At 72.1% G+C, this 16,383-nt stretch carries 15 protein-coding genes; 5 read left to right on the forward strand and 10 right to left on the reverse strand.

What is annotated here, in order from left to right; translation table 11 throughout:
* Nucleotides 1-89: 89 nt before the first annotated feature.
* From hpaD to ACFZBU_RS13425, 3 genes are all read left to right on the forward strand, one after another.
* On the forward strand, nucleotides 90-1,211 hold the full coding sequence (gene hpaD / locus ACFZBU_RS13415) for a 3,4-dihydroxyphenylacetate 2,3-dioxygenase (protein WP_391583646.1): 1,122 nt from the start codon (nucleotides 90-92) through the stop codon (nucleotides 1,209-1,211).
* Nucleotides 1,212-1,271: 60 nt separating this feature from the next.
* Nucleotides 1,272-2,015 (forward strand): alpha/beta fold hydrolase, encoded by a 744-nt coding sequence (locus ACFZBU_RS13420; RefSeq protein ID WP_391583647.1) that lies wholly within the window; start codon nucleotides 1,272-1,274, stop codon nucleotides 2,013-2,015.
* A gap of 105 nt (nucleotides 2,016-2,120) precedes the next feature.
* Entirely contained in the window at nucleotides 2,121-2,810 is a 690-nt protein-coding gene (locus ACFZBU_RS13425) for a GntR family transcriptional regulator (protein ID WP_391583648.1), read from the forward strand.
* A gap of 147 nt (nucleotides 2,811-2,957) precedes the next feature.
* Here the strand turns inward: ACFZBU_RS13425 and ACFZBU_RS13430 are convergent, their stop codons facing one another.
* Entirely contained in the window at nucleotides 2,958-3,695 is a 738-nt protein-coding gene (locus ACFZBU_RS13430; RefSeq protein ID WP_391583649.1) for an SDR family NAD(P)-dependent oxidoreductase, read from the reverse strand.
* Nucleotides 3,692-4,693 (reverse strand): methyltransferase, encoded by a 1,002-nt coding sequence (locus ACFZBU_RS13435; RefSeq protein WP_391583650.1) that lies wholly within the window; start codon nucleotides 4,691-4,693, stop codon nucleotides 3,692-3,694. The genes ACFZBU_RS13430 and ACFZBU_RS13435 overlap by 4 nt, the downstream gene beginning before the upstream one ends.
* Nucleotides 4,694-4,815: 122 nt before the next feature.
* Between ACFZBU_RS13435 and ACFZBU_RS13440 the strand changes: the two genes are divergently transcribed.
* Nucleotides 4,816-5,793 carry an aldo/keto reductase gene (locus tag ACFZBU_RS13440; RefSeq protein ID WP_391583651.1) on the forward strand — a complete coding sequence of 326 codons (978 nt, stop codon included), beginning with the start codon at nucleotides 4,816-4,818 and terminating at the stop codon, nucleotides 5,791-5,793.
* A gap of 105 nt (nucleotides 5,794-5,898) precedes the next feature.
* On the opposite strand, the gene ACFZBU_RS13445 is transcribed toward ACFZBU_RS13440, so the two are convergent.
* The 7 genes from ACFZBU_RS13445 to ACFZBU_RS13475 form a co-directional block, all read right to left on the reverse strand.
* A complete protein-coding gene (locus ACFZBU_RS13445) occupies nucleotides 5,899-6,870 on the reverse strand; it encodes an aldo/keto reductase (protein WP_391583652.1) in 972 nt (323 codons plus the stop codon).
* Between the two features lie 123 nt (nucleotides 6,871-6,993).
* On the reverse strand, nucleotides 6,994-8,121 hold the full coding sequence (locus tag ACFZBU_RS13450; protein WP_391583653.1) for a zinc-binding dehydrogenase: 1,128 nt from the start codon (nucleotides 8,119-8,121) through the stop codon (nucleotides 6,994-6,996).
* Nucleotides 8,122-8,141: 20 nt separating this feature from the next.
* Entirely contained in the window at nucleotides 8,142-9,014 is an 873-nt protein-coding gene (locus tag ACFZBU_RS13455) for a branched-chain amino acid ABC transporter permease (protein ID WP_391583654.1), read from the reverse strand.
* Between the two features lie 98 nt (nucleotides 9,015-9,112).
* Nucleotides 9,113-10,282, reverse strand: a complete 1,170-nt coding sequence (locus ACFZBU_RS13460; RefSeq protein WP_391583655.1) for an ABC transporter substrate-binding protein — start codon at nucleotides 10,280-10,282, stop codon at nucleotides 9,113-9,115.
* A 130-nt stretch (nucleotides 10,283-10,412) separates the two neighbouring features.
* Nucleotides 10,413-12,245, reverse strand: a complete 1,833-nt coding sequence (locus ACFZBU_RS13465; protein ID WP_391583656.1) for an ATP-binding cassette domain-containing protein — start codon at nucleotides 12,243-12,245, stop codon at nucleotides 10,413-10,415.
* Complete coding sequence (locus tag ACFZBU_RS13470; protein WP_391583657.1) at nucleotides 12,242-13,054, reverse strand: ABC transporter ATP-binding protein; 813 nt, start codon at nucleotides 13,052-13,054, stop codon at nucleotides 12,242-12,244. The genes ACFZBU_RS13465 and ACFZBU_RS13470 overlap by 4 nt, the downstream gene beginning before the upstream one ends.
* Nucleotides 13,051-14,019, reverse strand: a complete 969-nt coding sequence (locus ACFZBU_RS13475; RefSeq protein WP_391583658.1) for an alpha/beta hydrolase — start codon at nucleotides 14,017-14,019, stop codon at nucleotides 13,051-13,053. The genes ACFZBU_RS13470 and ACFZBU_RS13475 overlap by 4 nt, the downstream gene beginning before the upstream one ends.
* A 91-nt stretch (nucleotides 14,020-14,110) precedes the next feature.
* On the opposite strand from ACFZBU_RS13475, the gene ACFZBU_RS13480 reads away from it, so the two are divergent.
* Nucleotides 14,111-15,520 carry an amidohydrolase gene (locus ACFZBU_RS13480; protein ID WP_391583659.1) on the forward strand — a complete coding sequence of 470 codons (1,410 nt, stop codon included), beginning with the start codon at nucleotides 14,111-14,113 and terminating at the stop codon, nucleotides 15,518-15,520.
* A gap of 83 nt (nucleotides 15,521-15,603) precedes the next feature.
* On the opposite strand, the gene ACFZBU_RS13485 is transcribed toward ACFZBU_RS13480, so the two are convergent.
* Nucleotides 15,604-16,215, reverse strand: coding sequence for an HdeD family acid-resistance protein (locus ACFZBU_RS13485; RefSeq protein WP_391583660.1), 612 nt, complete (start codon nucleotides 16,213-16,215; stop codon nucleotides 15,604-15,606).
* Between the last annotated feature and the right edge of the window lie 168 nt (nucleotides 16,216-16,383).

Here is a 16,383-nt window from a genome sequence, read left to right on the forward strand (position 1 = left end):
GGGCGGAGCGCTAGTTTCCGGATCGGGCCCCGGTGACCGGGTCCGCTCGCGCCGGCCGAATCCGGCGCCTCGAACAGGAGGAGAGTGCGATGCCGACTTCGTCCGTTCCGCCCCTGCCGCCCGTGCCCACCACCCGTCCCGGGGCGCCCGCCCCCGAACCGCGCGCGCTGCCCTGCCCGGACATCGTGCGCGCCGCGTACGCCGAGCTGGTGGTCACCGACCTGGCCGCGTCCCGGGAGTTCTACGTGGACCTGCTCGGGCTGGTGGTCACCCACGAGGACGAGGACGCGGTGTATCTGCGCGCCTTCGAGGAGTATCTGCACCATTCGCTGGTGTTGCGGCGGGGTACCGCCGGCGCGCTGGCCGCGCTGGCGTACCGGGTGCGCGCGCCGCAGGAGGTCGACGTGGCCGAGCGCTACTACCGGGCGCTGGGGGTGCCGGTACAACGCCGCGCGCCGGGCGCCACCCGCGGTATCGGGCCGGCCGTACGCGTGCTGGACCCGCTGGGGTTCCCGTTGGAGTTCTTCTACGAGGCCGAGCACGTGCCGCGGCTGCATCAGCGCTACGACCTGCACGGCGCGGGCGCGATAGCCCGGCTGGACCACTTCAACATCGTGGTGCCGGACGTGGCCCGGGCCGAGCGCTACTACCGCGAGCTGGGCTTTCGGGTGACCGAGGACATCCGCGGCGAGGACGAGACGCTGTACGCCTCCTGGCTGCATCGCAAGGACACCGTGCACGACATAGCGCTGACCGGCGGCGACGGGCCGAGGCTGCACCACATCGCGTTCAGCACGCACGAGCGCGGCCAGGTGTTGCACGTGTGCGACCTGCTCGGCGCCCGCCGCCGGTCCGCGCACATCGAGCGCGGGCCGGGGCGACACGGGGTGTCCAACGCGTTCTACGTGTACGTGCGCGACCCCGACCTGCATCGGGTGGAGATCTACACGACCGACTACTACACGGGCGATCCCGACCACCCGGTGCTGTCCTGGGACGTGCGGGACAACCAGCGGCGGGACTGGTGGGGCAACCCGGTGGTGCCGTCCTGGTACGCGGAGGCGTCCCCGGTCCTGGACCTGGCCGGGAGCCCGCAACCGGTGCTGGCCCGGCAGGAGAACCACGAGGCGGACGTGACCGTCGGCGCCGACGGATTCTCCTTCGCGCGGGACGCGGCCGGCGACGGATTCCGGATCGGGTCGCAGCTTTGAGTATTCGCCCCTGGTGTACGATCTGAAATCGTATCCGAAATAGCTGACTGGAGAAGTAGGATGCGCCTGCGGCAGCCCCTCGCCGTCACCACCTACCCGAGCGCCGAGCGCTCCGAGCAGCCTCCGGTGCTGCTCGTGCACGGGTTCTGCTCCAGCGCGCGCCGCGCGTGGCTGGAGACGGGCATGGTCCGGGCCCTGCTCGATGCCGGCCGCACCGTACTCGCGCCGGACCTGCGCGGCCACGGCGCCAGCCCCGCACCGACGAGCGCCGAGGAGGTCGACGCGATCGCCTCGGCACAGGACCTGTTGGCCGTGGTCGACGCGTACGACGCGGACCGGTTCGACGTCGTCGCGTACTCGCTCGGCGCCCGCCTGGTCTGGGAACTGGCCGAACTGGCCCCGGAGCGGATCGGCCGGGTGCTGCTCGGCGGGCTGAGCCCGACCGAGCCGTTCGCCGCCGTGGACGTCGCGGAGCTGCGCCGGGCGGTGCACGACGAGGCCACCCCGTCCGCCGATCCGCTCATCGGGATGATCGCGGGCATGATCCGCGCCGAGGGTGCGCGCGCGGACGGTCTGGTGACCTGTGTCGAGGGCCTGCGCAGCACTCCGTTCGCGCCGAAGCCGTGGGCGGGCGGCACACCGCCGTGGTTCGTGGTCGGCGTCGACGACGCGATGACGCACGGCACCGGGGAACTGCTCCCGCTGGCCCCGGGATCCCAACGGGTCGCCATGGCCGGCGACCACCACGGCGTTCTGGTCCACCCGTTCTTCCGCGAATTGGCCGTTCGGGTCCTCGACCACTGACCCGCCGCGGCGCACCACGCCCACCGGACCACGCCGGACCCCGCCGGGCCGGGACACCTCGTCCCGGCCCGCGACCGTGTCCGGCCCAGACTGAGGAGACCGTAGTTGAGTCCCGCAAAGGCAACCACCGCCGCGAGCAAGGCCGCCAAGGCGTCCAAGTCGGAGATGTGTTACGAGCTGCTGCGCAGCCGCATTCTCGACGGCACCTACGGGCCCGGATACCGGCTGGTGTTCGACCAGCTCGCCCGCGAGGCGGGGGTCAGCACCATCCCGCTGCGCGAGGCGGTGCGCCGGCTCCAGTCCGACGGCCTGGTGGAGATCGTGCGCAACGTCGGCGCCCGGGTGGCGGTCTTCGACCGTTCGCAGGTCGAGCACTCGCTGAACGTGCTGGCCCGCCTGGAGGGTTACGCGACCGCGATCTCGGCCCCGCTGATGAGCGCCGCGAACATCGCCGAGGCCCGGGCGATCAACGACCGCATGGTGGAGGCGCTGGCGGACTTCGATCCCACCGCGTTCACCGCGCTCAACCGCAAGTTTCATTTCTCGCTCTACGCGCATTGCCCCGACAAGCACCTGAACGCGCTGCTCGAATCGGAGTGGGCGCGGCTGGACCACATGCGCCGGTCGACCTTCACCTACGTGCCCGGCCGGGCCCGCACCTCGGTGCGCGAGCACGAGAACCTGCTCGACCTGATCGGCGCGGGCGCCGACCCGCGGGTGATCGAACAGGCGGCGTGCGCGCACAAGATCGCCACCGCGGCCGCACTGCACCAGGCCAAGGCGGGGACGCCGTAGCGGCGCGGCGGTACCCGGGCATCGCGCGGGGCCACCCGAGGCCACTCGCCGCACGGGGAAGGGCGGGCTCTGTCGAGCCCGCCCTTCCCCGTGTCGTCCGGCCACTCCGGGGCCGTGCGTCGCCCACCCCCGCTGCGTCGGCGCCGGTCAGACCAGCAGCTGACCGCCGTCCACCGGCACGATGGTGCCGGTGATGTGCGCCGCGGCCGGCGAGGCCAGGAACACCGCGAGCGGCGCGACGTCCGCGGGCACCGCGATCCGACCGAGCGGGATCCGCGCCTCCCAGGCCTGCCGGGCCTGCGGGTCGGACATCAGCCCGGCGGTCATCGGGGTGTGCACCGGTCCGGGTGCGACGCCGTTGACCCGGATGCGGTGCGGGGCCAGTTCGATCGCGCCGGTGCGGGTGAGCGCGTCCACCGCCGCCTTGGTGGCCTCGTAGTGCCCCAGGCCCGCGGTGGGTTGGCGGGCCCCGATCGAGCTGATGTTGACGATGGCACCGCCGGCGCCCTCGACGATCATCCGTCGGGCGGCGGCGGCCGTGACGGTGAAGGTGCCGCGCAGGTTAACCGCGACCACGGTGTCGAAGACCTCGATCGGCAGTTCGACGAGCAGCCCGGCGCCGGCGACCAGCCCGGCGTTGTTGACCAGCACCGCGAGCGGGCCGACCTCGGCGACGACCCGGTCCAGGGCCGAGGCCACCGACGCGGGGTCGGTGATGTCCATGCCGATCGGGACGCCGTCGAGTTCGCGGGCGACCTGCTCGGCCGCCTCGGTGTCCCGGTCGGCGATCACGACCCGGTCGCCGTGCTCGGCGAAGGCGCGGGCGACGGCCGCACCGATGCCGCTCGCGCCACCGGTGACCACCACGACCCGGCTCGCGCTCATCGGGCCTCCGCCACGATCACCCGCGGGCTGCCCGGCAGTTCGAGCAGGTCCACCGGTTGCCAACCGGCCTCGACGAGCCAGTCCTCGACCTCGCCGCGCGGGTAGACGATGGTGCCGTCGATGACCAGGTACTCCCCCGCGTGCAGGGTGTCGATCAGCCGCGGGACGCCGTCCGGCTCCAGGAAGAAGTCGAGCAGCAGCAGCCGGGCCCCGGGCTCGGCCGCCTTGCGCGCCGCCGCCACGATCCGCCGGTTCTGCTCGGCGTCGAAGCGGTGCACGACATGCTCCAGGAGCACCAGGTCGAAGCCGGTGGGCACCTCGTCGGTCAGCGGGTCGGCGGTGACCACCTCGACCCGCTCCTCGACGCCGGCCGCGGCCAGGGTCTGCTCCGCGTGGCCGACCAGGTCGCCGCCGGACACGAAGGTCGCCCGCAACCGGGGATGCGCCCGCAGCGCCTCGGCCAGGAAGGATCCGGACAGGCCGGCCAGGTCCAGTACACGCCGGTGCGCGCCGAAGTCGTAGGCTCGCGCCAGCATCCGCGCGTGCAACGCGTTGTAGGTCATCACGCCGCCGAGGAAGACGCCGAGCCGGTCGCCGCCCAGGTCGAGCGGGGCCGGCCGCGCGGTGCGCGAGGTCTCGGCGAAGCCGAGCCAGTGCGGGTAGCTGACGGTGTCCAGGAAGCTCAGGAACGGGCGCAGGTCCACGTCCTGCCCGGACCCGCTGAGATGGCGCAGCGTGGCGGGCGAGTTGGCGTAGCCGTCCGCGTCGCGCTCCAGCAGCCCCAGGCCGACCATCGCGTCGGCCAGGATGAGCGCGGTCCGGGTCGGCAGTCCGGTGCGGGTCGCGAGTTCTTCCAGTGGCGCGCGGCCGTCGGCCAGGGCCGCGAACAGGCCCGCCTCGTTGGCCGCGAACAGCTGCTTGGCGGCCATGTATCCGATCGCGACATCGACGATGGAAGCGGGGCCGACCTCGGCCTGGACGTCCGAGGGAACTGACATCGGATCTCCTCGCGGGACAGGAAGTTGGTATCTGGAATGCTATATGATTACCGATGCCGTCAACAATGGCGATCGATGGCGATCCGCCGATTCGGGTCGATCGCCGCTTCCCAGGAGGATCAGTGCCGCACTCCCCCGCCGACAGTCCCGTGCCCCGTCGTCGACTCGGCGCGCACGGTCCCGAGGTGCCCGTGCTGGGCCTCGGCTCGTGGAACACCTGGGACAGGATGAGCATGTCGGACGCCGTCGCGCTGATCCGCGACGCACTCGCACACGGGGTCGAACTCTTCGACGTGGCGCACTACGACATGGGTCCGCACGCGGAGAACGCGCGCACCGACCTGATCTTCGGGCAGGCGATCCGCGAGGCGGGCGTGGCCCGCGAGGACTACCTGCTGTGCGGCAAGTTGTGGTTGTGGGAGTACCCGAAGAAGGGCTTCGCCGAGCAACTGGCCGTCTCACTCGACCGGATCGGCACCGACCGGGCCGACCTGGTCGTGGTCGGCGACTTCTTCGGCGAGCTGGACGTCCCGGCCGTGGTCGGCGACGTCGCCGAGGAGATCGCGGCCGGCCGGTTCACCGCGTGGGGCGTCAACAACTGGTCCGCCGGGGACGTGTGGCGGGCCCGGCGCTTCGCCGCCGAACAGGGCCTGACGCCACCGACCTTCGCCCAGCTCAAGTACAGCCCGGCCCGACGCACGGTGCCCGAGGGCGAGCCCTTCGCCGAACTGTTCGCCGACGGCCTGGCCATGCAGGCGTCCGACGTGCTGGAGGGCGGCATCCTGGCCGGCAACCTGCACCCGCAACGCAAGATCGGCGCCGACCCCGGCAACATCCGCGACCGCATCCGCGCCGCCCACCCGCTGGTCGCCCGCGTCGCCACCGAGTTCGACGCCACCCCCGCCCAGGTGTGCATCGCCTTCTGCCTGGCCAACCCCACGGTCGCCACGGTCCTCTTCGGTGCCAGCCGCCTCGGCCAATGGCACGACAACCTCGAGGCCCTGAACCTGCTCACCCGGCACGGTTCGGCCCTCCGCACCGCCCTGTCCGCCGCATGGTCCGACCACGACACGGCGAACCCGGCCGGCTCGGGAGCCTGAAAGCCGGCCCGACCGGCGCTCGCGGCCGACCCACCCCGGCCGGAGCTCGTATGCCGAGGGGGCGGCCACTCGACCGAGTGCCCGCCCCCACCCAACCGAATCCCGTCAAGGACCCGAAGGGTCCACCGAACCACCGTCCGCGAAGAACGGCACCAACCGCGCCCGCAACGCGCTGGCCCCGACCCGATCGAGCAGCCGCAACCCGCCGATGTTGTCCATCAGTTGCTCCCGCCGCGTCGCGCCGAACAACACACTCGCGGTGGCCGGATGCGACAGCGCGAACGCGATGCACACCTGCGCGGCACTCGCGTCGAGTTCGGCCGCCACCGCCGCGAGCCCGGGCGCCGACGCGATGATGCGCTCCCGCACCCCACCCGGGTCCCGCCCGATCTCCCGGGTCGGCGCGACCTTGCCGGCCAGGATGCCGCCCTCCAACACGTCCGACGCCTGCATCGACAACCCGGCCGAGAACAACTCGGCGAACGGGGCACCGTCCGCGATCGCCCGCCGACACGGGCTGTACTTCAGCTGGGCGACCTGCGGTCCGGGCGACCCCGCCACCAACGCATGCGCACGAATCGTGGTGATCGCCTGCGCCGACCAGTTGTTCACCCCCCAGTGCCCGATCAACCCACCCTTCTCCAACTCCGCGATGTCGCCCGCGAGTTGCTCCAGGTCCACATCCTCGCTCCGGATGTCGCCCAGGATCGCCAGATCCGCGTACTCGGTCCCGGCCCGGAACATCGCCCGCTCCACCTGCTCGCGCAACGACTGCGCCGGATAGCCCTCCAGCCACACCTTGGTCGACAACAGGTACTCCTCCCGCGCCAACCCCGCCGCCCGCACGATCGCCGAGAACAGCACGTCGGTGAACACCGGCTTCTGTCCCGGAATCCCGTACACCGCGACATCGAAGAGGTTGATCCCGGCCTCGACCGCGCACGTGACCAGGTCGACCGCGTCGTGGAAGTCCATGCGATCGTAGGTGTGCCACGAGCCCAGGGAGAGAGCGGACACGGACGGACCCTCGACCCCCAACCGGCGTCGCGGAACGGCGTTGCTGTCGATGTCACCCATCGAAGGTCCTCTCGGCATTGGCTACTTCGGCATCGGCTACTTCGGCGTTGCCTACCTCGACATCGCCTACCTCGGCATCGGCCACCGCACCCGACCCCGGCGCGGGCGAAACGATGTGCGAGCTCACGGAAGCCACGGGTGTACGACGGCCTTGACCTGCTCCTGTCGACCCATCGCCGCCAGCGCCTCGCTCGCCCCGGACAGCCCGACCGGCTCGGCGAACAGCCGGTCCCAGTCGAAGCGTTGCCGGAAGTCGCGGAGGAACTCGACGGCCCGGTGGTAGTCGCCCACATCGCCGTTGAGCGAGCCGACGACATTGAGTTCCTTACCCATCACGGTCCCCAGCGGCAACCGCTCCGGAGTGGGTCCGGTACTGCCGACGATCACGAACGTGCCGCCGAACGCCGCGAGTTCGACCGCCTCCGCGCCGACCGCGGGTGCCCCGGCCAGATCCAGGACCAGGTCCGCGCCGCGCCCGCGGGTGGCGGCCAGTACCTCCTCGCGCCGGCCGTCCGGGTCGCCGTCCAGGCCGATGACGACGTCCGCGCCGAACTCCCGGGCCAGTTCCAACCGGCCCGCCGGCCCGCCGATGGTGATCACCGTCCGCGCGCCGCTCGCCTTGGCCATCGCACCGGCCACCAGGCCCAGTGCCCCGGCACCCTGCACCACCACCTCGGCGCCGGGCCGTACCCCGCCCGCCCGGTCGAAGGCGTGCAGCACGGTCTTGACCGCACACCCCGCACACGCGGCCCACGTGTCGGGCACGTCGTCGGGCACGAGCACCTTCTCCGCGCGCGGCCCGACGTAGGCGAACTCGGCCAACCCGGCTGTGGCATAGGGCCATCGGTCCGAGCGTTGGCGGAAGCCGTAGCCCCGATCCACGCACCCCACCGGCCGCCGCAGCACCGTGCAGGCGTAACAGCTGCCGCACGTCGACTCGGACCAGCCGATGCGATCGCCGACTCGCAGCGTGCGGCCCAGCGCGTCGATGGCGCCCACACCCACCGCCTCGACCGTACCGGTCATCTCGTGGCCGAGCACCATCGGCAACATGCCGGGAAAACTCATCGCGCCGCGCCACAGGTGCACATCGGTGGCGCACAGCGTGGCGCAGCCGATCCGGACCAACACGGCGCCCGGCTCGCACCGTTCGGGCAGTGCGATGTCCTCCAGGGTGAGTGGCTGTTCGTGCGCGCGCAGCACGGCGGCGCGGGTGGAGCCGTCCGGGGCGGGGCGGGTTCCCATGATCATCTGCGAACTCCGGTTCGTTGTCATCGACTGTGCGCGGTGTCCCACACCTCGTGCCGGCTGCGCCACCACAGCAGCACCAGGATCACCAGGAACGGGACCACGCCGCGGTACTCGCGCACCGACTCCATCGCGGCGGACATGCCTTCGAGGCAGCCGAGCAGCAACCCGCCGGCCAGGGTCAGCGGCAGGTTGCGGAACCCGCCGACCATGGCCACGGCGAGCGCGGTGACGATCAGCTTGCCCAGGGTGGAGAAGTCGCCGCCCAGGCGCGGCGCGACCAGGATGATCACCAGCGCGGTGAGCGCGCCGATCGCCACCCACACCGCGGTGGCCAGGCGCGGCGCGGAGATGCCCACCACCTGTGCGGTGCCCGGTCGTTCCGACAGTGCCTGGAGCCGCAGTCCCACCAGGGTCTTGCGCAACATCAGTTCGACGCCGACGGTGATCACCACCGCGAAGGCGATGGAGACCAGCACGGCCTGCGAGACCACCACGTCGCCGATCCGGAACAGCGCCCCGTCGAAGGGCGCCGGGAAGCGGCGCGCGCCGGTCGAGGTCGCGCCGAACAGGCGCAGCCCCACCGCCATCACCGCGACGTAGACGGCCACCGTGACGGCGGCCTTGGTGCGTTCGTTGTGCTCCCCGAACCAGCGGATCAGCACCGCGCCCAGGATGCCGGACAGGGCCGCGCTGACCGCGACTCCGAGCAGCAGCGCGGGCCATACGTTCAGGCCGTCGTCGGTCAGGGACACCATGGTGAAGGCGCCCATCGCGCCGACCGCCGCCATCGCGAAGTTCACCACGGCCACCAGCCGGTAGGTCAACACCACGCACAGGCCCAGCAGCGCGTAGCCCCCACCGCTGCTCAGGCCCGCGATCACCGAGTTCAACATGCTTTTCGAGCACCTCCTGCTCCGGGGCGCCGGCCGCGCCGACCGCGTGGGCGGTCGGCGGCGGTCGGGCCGGGGTGGATCGGTCGCACCCTGCCGGGCTATTTCCTGCCGGGCACGATGAAGCCCTCGGGCAACACCTGCCACTTGCCGTCGACGGCCTTGACGAAGCGGCTGCCCTGGACCGGGTTGTGCTTGTCGTCGGGACCGAACACCCAGGGCGAGCCCACCATCGGGTAGTCGATCGGGGTCATCTTCTTGAACGCCTCGGTGACCGTCTTGCGGGTGATGTCGCCCTTGATGCCCTTGAGCACCTGGACGAACACGTCGGCGGACATCACCGCGCCCTGGCTGAACGCGGTGCGCTGGATGCCGTGCTTGTCCATCAGCTGCGCCCAGCGCTCGTTGCCGGGCAGCGTCACGTCGGTGTACGGCTGCCATTCGGTGCCGACGTACGCCTTCATGCCCGCGGGCACCAGCTTGGCGTTCGCGTCGGTGTAGCTGTTGGCGCCCATGATGAAGTCGACGTTCTGCATGCCCTGGGTCTGCGCCTGGGCGAACCACGGGCCGACCTGCGCGTTGTAGAGCACGGCCTGGCAGCCCGCCTGTTTGGCGGCGATCAGGTGTGGCGTGGGGTCGCCCTCGCCGACCGCGGTGTCCTTGGCGGCGAGTTGTTTGCCGGTGAGGTCGCTCCACTCCTTGATCGCGTCGCTGATCCCGCCGCCGCTGCCGGGCAGGGTGGTGTAGTAGAGGCAGACCTTGTCGTGGTGCAGCGTCTCCGAGGCGTAGTAGAGCATCGCGGTGAGCAGCTTGAACGGACCGGGGTTGACCGGCGCGATGTCGGGGCTGTTGAAGCACGCGGGGTCGACGCCGACGGCGGGGATGGAGACGATCTTCGCGGTCTTGTACGCGGCGCGGTTGACGCCGCAGTCGACCGCGCTGGAGGAGCCGACCAGGGCCACCACGCCCTTGGACTGCACCAGTTCCACCTCGTTCTCGGTGGAACGTTGCGGGTTCATCGCGTCGTCCTTGCTGATCAACTCGATCTTGCGGCCGTTGATCCCGCCGGCCGCGTTGACTTCGTCGAAGACGGCCTTGACCGCCTGCGGAACCTCCGGGGTCTGGAACAGTCCGGTGATTCCGTTGATCGAGCCGACCTTGATGGCGCCGCTGGTGGAGCCGCCGTCGCTGCCGTCGCCGGCACACGAGGTCGCGGCCAGGGCGAGCGCGGCCAGGGCGATGGCCGGCCGGCTCACGAGGGAACGCTTCATGGGGAACGTCCTTGTCATGGTGGATCGGTACGCAGTCGATCCGATCGAAGGCATGCCGGGGGAACCCGAGTCGGCGCGGAGGCACGCGCGACGCGGGGGCGGTGCGGATGGGTCGGGCCCGGTCGGGCGCTCAGCCGGTGGGGGTGACGATCGCGGTCGGGGGGACCGCGCCGTCGGGGGTGTCGGCGCCGCCGAGGTAGGCGGCGGACACCGCGGGGTCGCGCAGGACGTCCTCGGTGCGGCCGGAGGCGATCACCTTGCCGAAGTCCAGGACGGTGACCTCGCGGCAGGCCACGCGCACCAGTTCCATGTCGTGTTCGACCAACAGGACGGCCACTCCGTAGCGTTCGGGCACCTGGGCGAGTCGAGCCCCCAGGCGCAGCGATTCGGCGGCGGATTGGCCGGCGGCGGGTTCGTCGAGCAGGGCGACCGCCGGCCGGGCGGCGATCGCGGCGGCCACGTCGAGCAGTCGGCGGGTGCCGGCGTCGATGATCGAGATGGGCAGGTCCCCCACCGGGCAGCCGAAGAACTCCAGGAGTTCGTCGGCCTCGGCTCGCGCCAGGCGCCGGCCCGCACCGATGTCGAGGTACTCGTACTGGGTCAACTCGGGGGCGATCAGGGTGGTTTGGAAGGTGCGGCGCAGTCCCCTGGCCGCGCGGACCTGCGGGGCCAGGCGGTCGATGGGGGTGCCGTCCAGGCGGACCGAGCCGGGGGTGCGGCCGAGGAAGCCGCCGACGGCGGAGATGAAGGTGGACTTGCCCGCGCCGTTGGGGCCGATCAGGCCGACCACGGTGCCGGCGGGCACGGTCAGGTCGACCGCGTCCAGGGCGGTGACCGGGCCGTACCGTACGGTCAGTCCGGAGACGGCCAGGGCCGGTTCGGTGCCCGCGGGTCGGGCGGGGGCGCCGACGGTGCGCTCGGCCGGCGGGCCGGCGTCGGCGCGTTCGCGGTCGTCGCCGGCGGTGCCGTCGGCGACCTTGCGGGCCTTGGCCACGCGTTTGCGGTTGCGGGTGAAGTCGGTCTGGCTCATGCCGCTGCGCAGCGCGAAGATCGGCACGATGCCGAAGATGATCCCGCCCAGGTCCTGCGGCAGTTTCACCTTCTCCAGGAGGGTGGCCATGGCGGCCCCGAACACCCCGCTCATCAGCGCGCCTTCGGGGTGGTGCGGGCCGATCAGGATGGCGATCGCGAACAGGGTGACGGACTGGCCCATGGCGAAGTTGCCGGAGACCACCAGGCCGAGTTGGCCGGCCATCAGGCCACCGCCGATGCCGGCGATGAACGCGCTGATCGCGAAGGCGGCGAGTTTGCTGCGGGCCGGCGAGATGCCGTGCGAGGCGGCGAGCCGTTCGGAGTGCCGCAGTTCGAGCCAGGAGCGGCCGAGCCGGGTCCGGTCCAGTGCGGCCAGGCCGAGGGCGATCACGGTGAAGACGATGACGACCAGGACGAAGTAGTCGGCGTTGCTCGTGAACGCGGCCGGTCGGGCCACCGTCTTCAGTTCCTCGGTGCCGGGGAACTGTTTGGCGCCCAGCACGATGTCCGTGGACACCGCCGCGCCGAAGGTGATCACGGCCAGGTTGACGCCGCGAACGCGCAGTGCGGGCAGGCCGATCAGCATTCCCACGGGGGCGGCGGCCAGGCCGCCGAGGATCAGCCAGACGAGCAGGCCGCCGGGGGCGTCGGCGAGGTTGAGCCGCATCACCACCCAGGCGCCGATGGCGGCGAAGGAGAGCTGACACAGCGACATCACGCCGGCGCGGCCGACGATCACGCCGTAGCTCTGCATGATCACGGCGCCGATCACGCTGGTGATGGCGAGGTAGAGCCAGTAGGGCGAGAGGATGTTGGGGATCGCCACGCAGGCCACGATCGCGAAGGCGATCATGCCGGCCGCGGAGCGCTTGTCGATCAGGTCCATGACGGTGGATTTCCTGCCGGCGGGTGAGTCGGTGGCGGGCTTCATCGGCTGCCACCGCCGATCCGGGCGGGCTCGGCCGCGGAACCGGGCGGGTCGGTGGGGTGCGCTGTGCCGCCGAAGTAGTAGGAGTGCAGGAGTTCGGGTTTGCCGCGCAGTTCCGCGCAGGGTCCGTCGTGCACGATGCGGCCCTTGCGCAGCACGTAGGCGTGGGTGCCGACGCCGAGCGCGAGATTGGCGAACTGTTCGATGAGCAGGACGGCCAGTCCGTCGTCGGCGAGTTCGCGGACCACGCGCATCAGCCGGTGGACCACCATGGGGGCCAGGCCGAGCGACATCTCGTCGACGAGCACCACCTTGGGATCGGTGACCAGGGCGCGGCCGAGCACGAGCATCTGCTGTTCGCCGCCGGAGAGGTGGCCGGCCTGGAGCGTGCGGCGGCGGGCCAGTTCGGGGAACAGCCGGTAGACGGCGTCCGGGTCGCCGGCGCCGGCGCGGGCCACGAGCAGGTTCTGTTCGACGGTGAGGGTGCGGAAGATGGTGCGGGCCTGTTCGACGTAGCCGACGCCGGCCCGGGCACGCTTGTGGACGGGCAGCTTCCGAATCGGGCGGTCGCCGAGTTCGATGCTGCCGGCCGTGGTGCGCACCAGGCCCGCGATGCCGTCCATCAGGGTGGTCTTGCCCGCTCCGTTGGCGCCCAGGAGCACGGTGACCGCGCCGGCGGCCACATCCAGCGAGACGTCATGCACGACCGGGATCTCGTCCCGGGCGATGGCGACGCCGCGCAGCCGCAGCACGGCCGCGGCGCCCGCCTCGCGCACCGGGCCCGCCGGGCTCGCGGCGCTCGTGGCGCTCACCCCGCTCTCCCGGCGAATGCGTCCCGCAGGGCCTCCACGACCAGTTCGTGGGCGCGTGCGGCGTCGGTGAGGTCGGTGGCGAGCAGCCCGAAGAAGCCGTGGATGAGCCCGTCGAAGCGCACCGTCCGGGCCGGGGTGCCGGCCGCGTTCAACGCCTTCGCGTAATCCTCGCCTTCGTCGCGGAGCACGTCGTATTCGGCGCCCAGGACCAGCGCCGGCGCCAACCCGGACAGGTCGTCCGCGCGGCTGGGCAGCAGGTACGGGTCGGCCAGATCGGCGGCGTCGCGCGGGTATTGGGTGAAGAACCAGTCCATGCTCGCCTTGGACAGGAAGTAGCCGTCGGCGAAGTCCCGGTAGGAGGGGCGCCCGTCGTCGGGATGAGCGACCACGGGCGAGACGAGCACCTGGAGTGCGATCGGCGGGCCGCCCAGGTCGCGGCTCTTGAGCGCGACCACCGCGGCCAGGTTGCCGCCCGCGCTCTCCCCGCCGACCGCGATCCGCCCGCCGTCCACCGCCCACGTGTCGCCGTGTTCGTGCAGCCACCCGACCACCGCGTAGCAGTCGTCGGCGGCGGCCGGGTACGGGTTCTCCGGCGCGAGGCGATAGTCGACCGAGACCACCGCGGTCTCGGCGCCGGCACACACGACGCGGCAGGCGTACTCGTTCTCGTCGAGACAGCCGATGGTCCAGCCGCCGCCGTGGAACCAGACCAGGACCGGGAACGGCCCGGGCCCCTCGGGGGTGTACAGGCGGACCGGGATGTCGCCCGCGGGTCCGGGGATCGTGGTGTCGCGTACCGATCCCACGCCGGGCAGTCGGTCCGGCATCGACCAGGCGAGCGCGAAGCCGTCCCGCATGGCCTGGGCGTCCATCGCGAGGGGGGCGGGTTCACCGTCGCTCCCGACGGTGTCGGCGCCGATCCGAGTGCGCTCGATGATCTTTTGGGCTTCCGGATGCAGGGGCACCGTTGCCTCCCAATCGACTCGCAAATCGTATCTGATTGCGTGTACGGTATGGGCTCCCGGAGGGCCTGTCCAGATCCCAGGAGGAAATAAAGTGCGCGACCACGAATCGCCGAACCCCACCCGCCCGGCGGACCTGGTCCTCACCGGAGGCCGCATCCACACCTTCGACGCCCGGGGCCGGATCGCGCGCACGATCGCCGTCACCGACGGCCGGATCACCCACCTCGGCGACGACGCCGACCCGGCCCCGCCGATCGGCCCCGACACGCGGGTGATCCCCCTGCACGGCGGCGCGGTCCTGCCCGGGATCAACGATTCCCACCTGCACGGCGTCTGGCTCGGCGCGATGTGGCCGCACCTGCTGATGGACCAATTGAGCGGCGGCGGACAGGCGGGGCCGCCGGACACGCCCGCCGGGGCGCCCGCCCTGCGCACGACCGCCGACCGTCGCGCCGCGATCCTGCGCACCCACGACCTGTTGGCCTCGCTGGGCGTGACCAGCTACACCGAACCGGGCCTGGGCCCGGGCGAGGATGCCGGCGAGACCGGCTGCTTCGGCTCCGCCGCGCTCACCGACTACGCCGCGTTGGCCGCACAGGGTCGGCTCACCGCACGGGTGACCGCGCTCCTGCTCTTCGGCGAACTGGACGGCCCCGGCTCGGCGGACGCGTTCGCCGCCGGGCTGCGCGAGTTCGCCCCGCCGGCCGACGTGCCGGGCTGGTTCCGGGTCGCCGGGGTGAAGATCTTCGCGGACGGCATCCCGCCCATGCGCAGCGCCTGGGTGTGCGAGCCCTACCCGGACGGGTCACACGGTTCGCTGCTGATCGACGGCGACTCGGCCGGGCAACGCCGGGACCGGTTGGCCGGGATGATCCACGCCGCACACGCCGCCGGGCACCAGATCGGCGTGCACTCCACCGGCGACCGCACCTCGGCCGCGGTGGTCGCCGCACTGCGCGCCGCGCTCGACGGCGACCCGCGCCCGGCCGCCCGGCACTACCTCATCCACGGCGACCTGCTGCATCCGAACACGCTGACCGCGATGGCCGCGGCCGGCATCGGCCTGAACACCCAACCCGGCATCGCGGTGGCCACCCGACACATGCTCCACGACACGCTGAGCCCCGACGTCCTCGCCCGGATGTGTCCCACCCGCGAGGCCCTCGACGCCGGCATCGAGGTGTGCCTGAGCTCGGACTCCCCCGTCCTCACCCCCGATTGGCGCCGCGGCGTGGTCGCCGCCGTGACCCGCACGGGCCTCGACGGCACCGTGTGCGGTCCCGAGCAGCGGCTGGCCCTGCGCGAGGCCCTGCGCGCCTACACCACCACACCCGCCCGCCAGGACGGCGCCGAATCCTGGAAGGGCTCCCTCGAACCCGGCAAGGCAGCCGACCTGTGCGTACTGGCGGCCGACCCCTTCGACACCGAGGTCACCGCGCTCCCCGACATCCCGATCACGCACACCGTCGTCGACGGCCGGGTGGTGTACGAGAAGCCCTGACGCACCGGACCGCAAACGAGCGTACGCACCGGCGTCCCGTCGGCACCCCGGCCACCCCGGGCACGCTCGCGGCGGCTGCGCGCTCAGGGCAGCCGCGAGGACCGCGAGGCCGAACCCGCCTGCCAGGTCGCATCCGTGCGGCCTCGGCCCAGGCCGATCGCCACCACGGCCCCGATCAGGCCCAGCACGACCAGGACGATGCCGGCGAGCACGGCCAGCACCTTGGTGCTCGACACCGGGGCCGCGATCAGCACGATGCCGGCGACGATGTCCACGATTCCGAAGAACACCACCCAGCCCCGGCCGGGCAGCCCGCCGGTGGCCGCCGCGCCCGCCAGTTCGGCGATGCCGCGGACGAGCCAGCCGATACCGATCAGGACGGCCAGCACGGTGACCGAGCGCGAGCCGCCGCCCAGGCACAGGATGCCCAGCACGACCGACAGCAGACCACTGACGATCAGCACCGCCCGCATGCCACCCGAGAACAGCGCCCCCGCACTCAGCGCGAGTTGCATCAAGCCGCTGACCAGCAGGTACAACCCGAACAGCACGGCAACCACACGCACCGTCTGGGTCGGCCAGGCCAGCACCACCGCGCCGAGGACCACCGAGGCGAGCGCGAGCACGAGCAGTACGCGCGACGCCCCCGCTGATCCCGCCGACCGGTTCCCGAGGTCACGAGAGATCGGAGACATGGTTCCTCCCGGTGATCGACGCCCGCGCCCACCCGGATTCGGCGAGCCACCCGCATCCACTCCCGTCCACCGTCGCACGCGGGCCACGAGTACGCCTCCGCGTCGGGCCCGCTCCGGCGGTCCGCAGGCCGTGCCCATCGGGCGCGAGGATCGGCGAACCCGAGTGCA

It is taken from the genome of Embleya sp. NPDC008237 (genome assembly GCF_042956465.1).
Lineage (GTDB): Bacteria > Actinomycetota > Actinomycetes > Streptomycetales > Streptomycetaceae > Embleya.

What these genes read in the sequence shown, in the direction of transcription:
- ACFZBU_RS13435 (WP_391583650.1), bottom strand. Translation starts at nt 4,693, where the DNA reads ATGTCAGTTCCCTCGGACGTCCAGGCCGAGGTCGGCCCCGCTTCCATC.
- ACFZBU_RS13430 (WP_391583649.1), bottom strand. Translation starts at nt 3,695, where the DNA reads ATGAGCGCGAGCCGGGTCGTGGTGGTCACCGGTGGCGCGAGCGGCATC.
- ACFZBU_RS13420 (WP_391583647.1), top strand. Translation starts at nt 1,272, where the DNA reads ATGCGCCTGCGGCAGCCCCTCGCCGTCACCACCTACCCGAGCGCCGAG.
- ACFZBU_RS13485 (WP_391583660.1), bottom strand. Translation starts at nt 16,215, where the DNA reads ATGTCTCCGATCTCTCGTGACCTCGGGAACCGGTCGGCGGGATCAGCG.
- ACFZBU_RS13445 (WP_391583652.1), bottom strand. Translation starts at nt 6,870, where the DNA reads ATGGGTGACATCGACAGCAACGCCGTTCCGCGACGCCGGTTGGGGGTC.
- ACFZBU_RS13455 (WP_391583654.1), bottom strand. Translation starts at nt 9,014, where the DNA reads ATGTTGAACTCGGTGATCGCGGGCCTGAGCAGCGGTGGGGGCTACGCG.
- ACFZBU_RS13465 (WP_391583656.1), bottom strand. Translation starts at nt 12,245, where the DNA reads ATGAAGCCCGCCACCGACTCACCCGCCGGCAGGAAATCCACCGTCATG.
- hpaD (WP_391583646.1), top strand. Translation starts at nt 90, where the DNA reads ATGCCGACTTCGTCCGTTCCGCCCCTGCCGCCCGTGCCCACCACCCGT.
- ACFZBU_RS13460 (WP_391583655.1), bottom strand. Translation starts at nt 10,282, where the DNA reads ATGAAGCGTTCCCTCGTGAGCCGGCCGGCCATCGCCCTGGCCGCGCTC.
- ACFZBU_RS13450 (WP_391583653.1), bottom strand. Translation starts at nt 8,121, where the DNA reads ATGATCATGGGAACCCGCCCCGCCCCGGACGGCTCCACCCGCGCCGCC.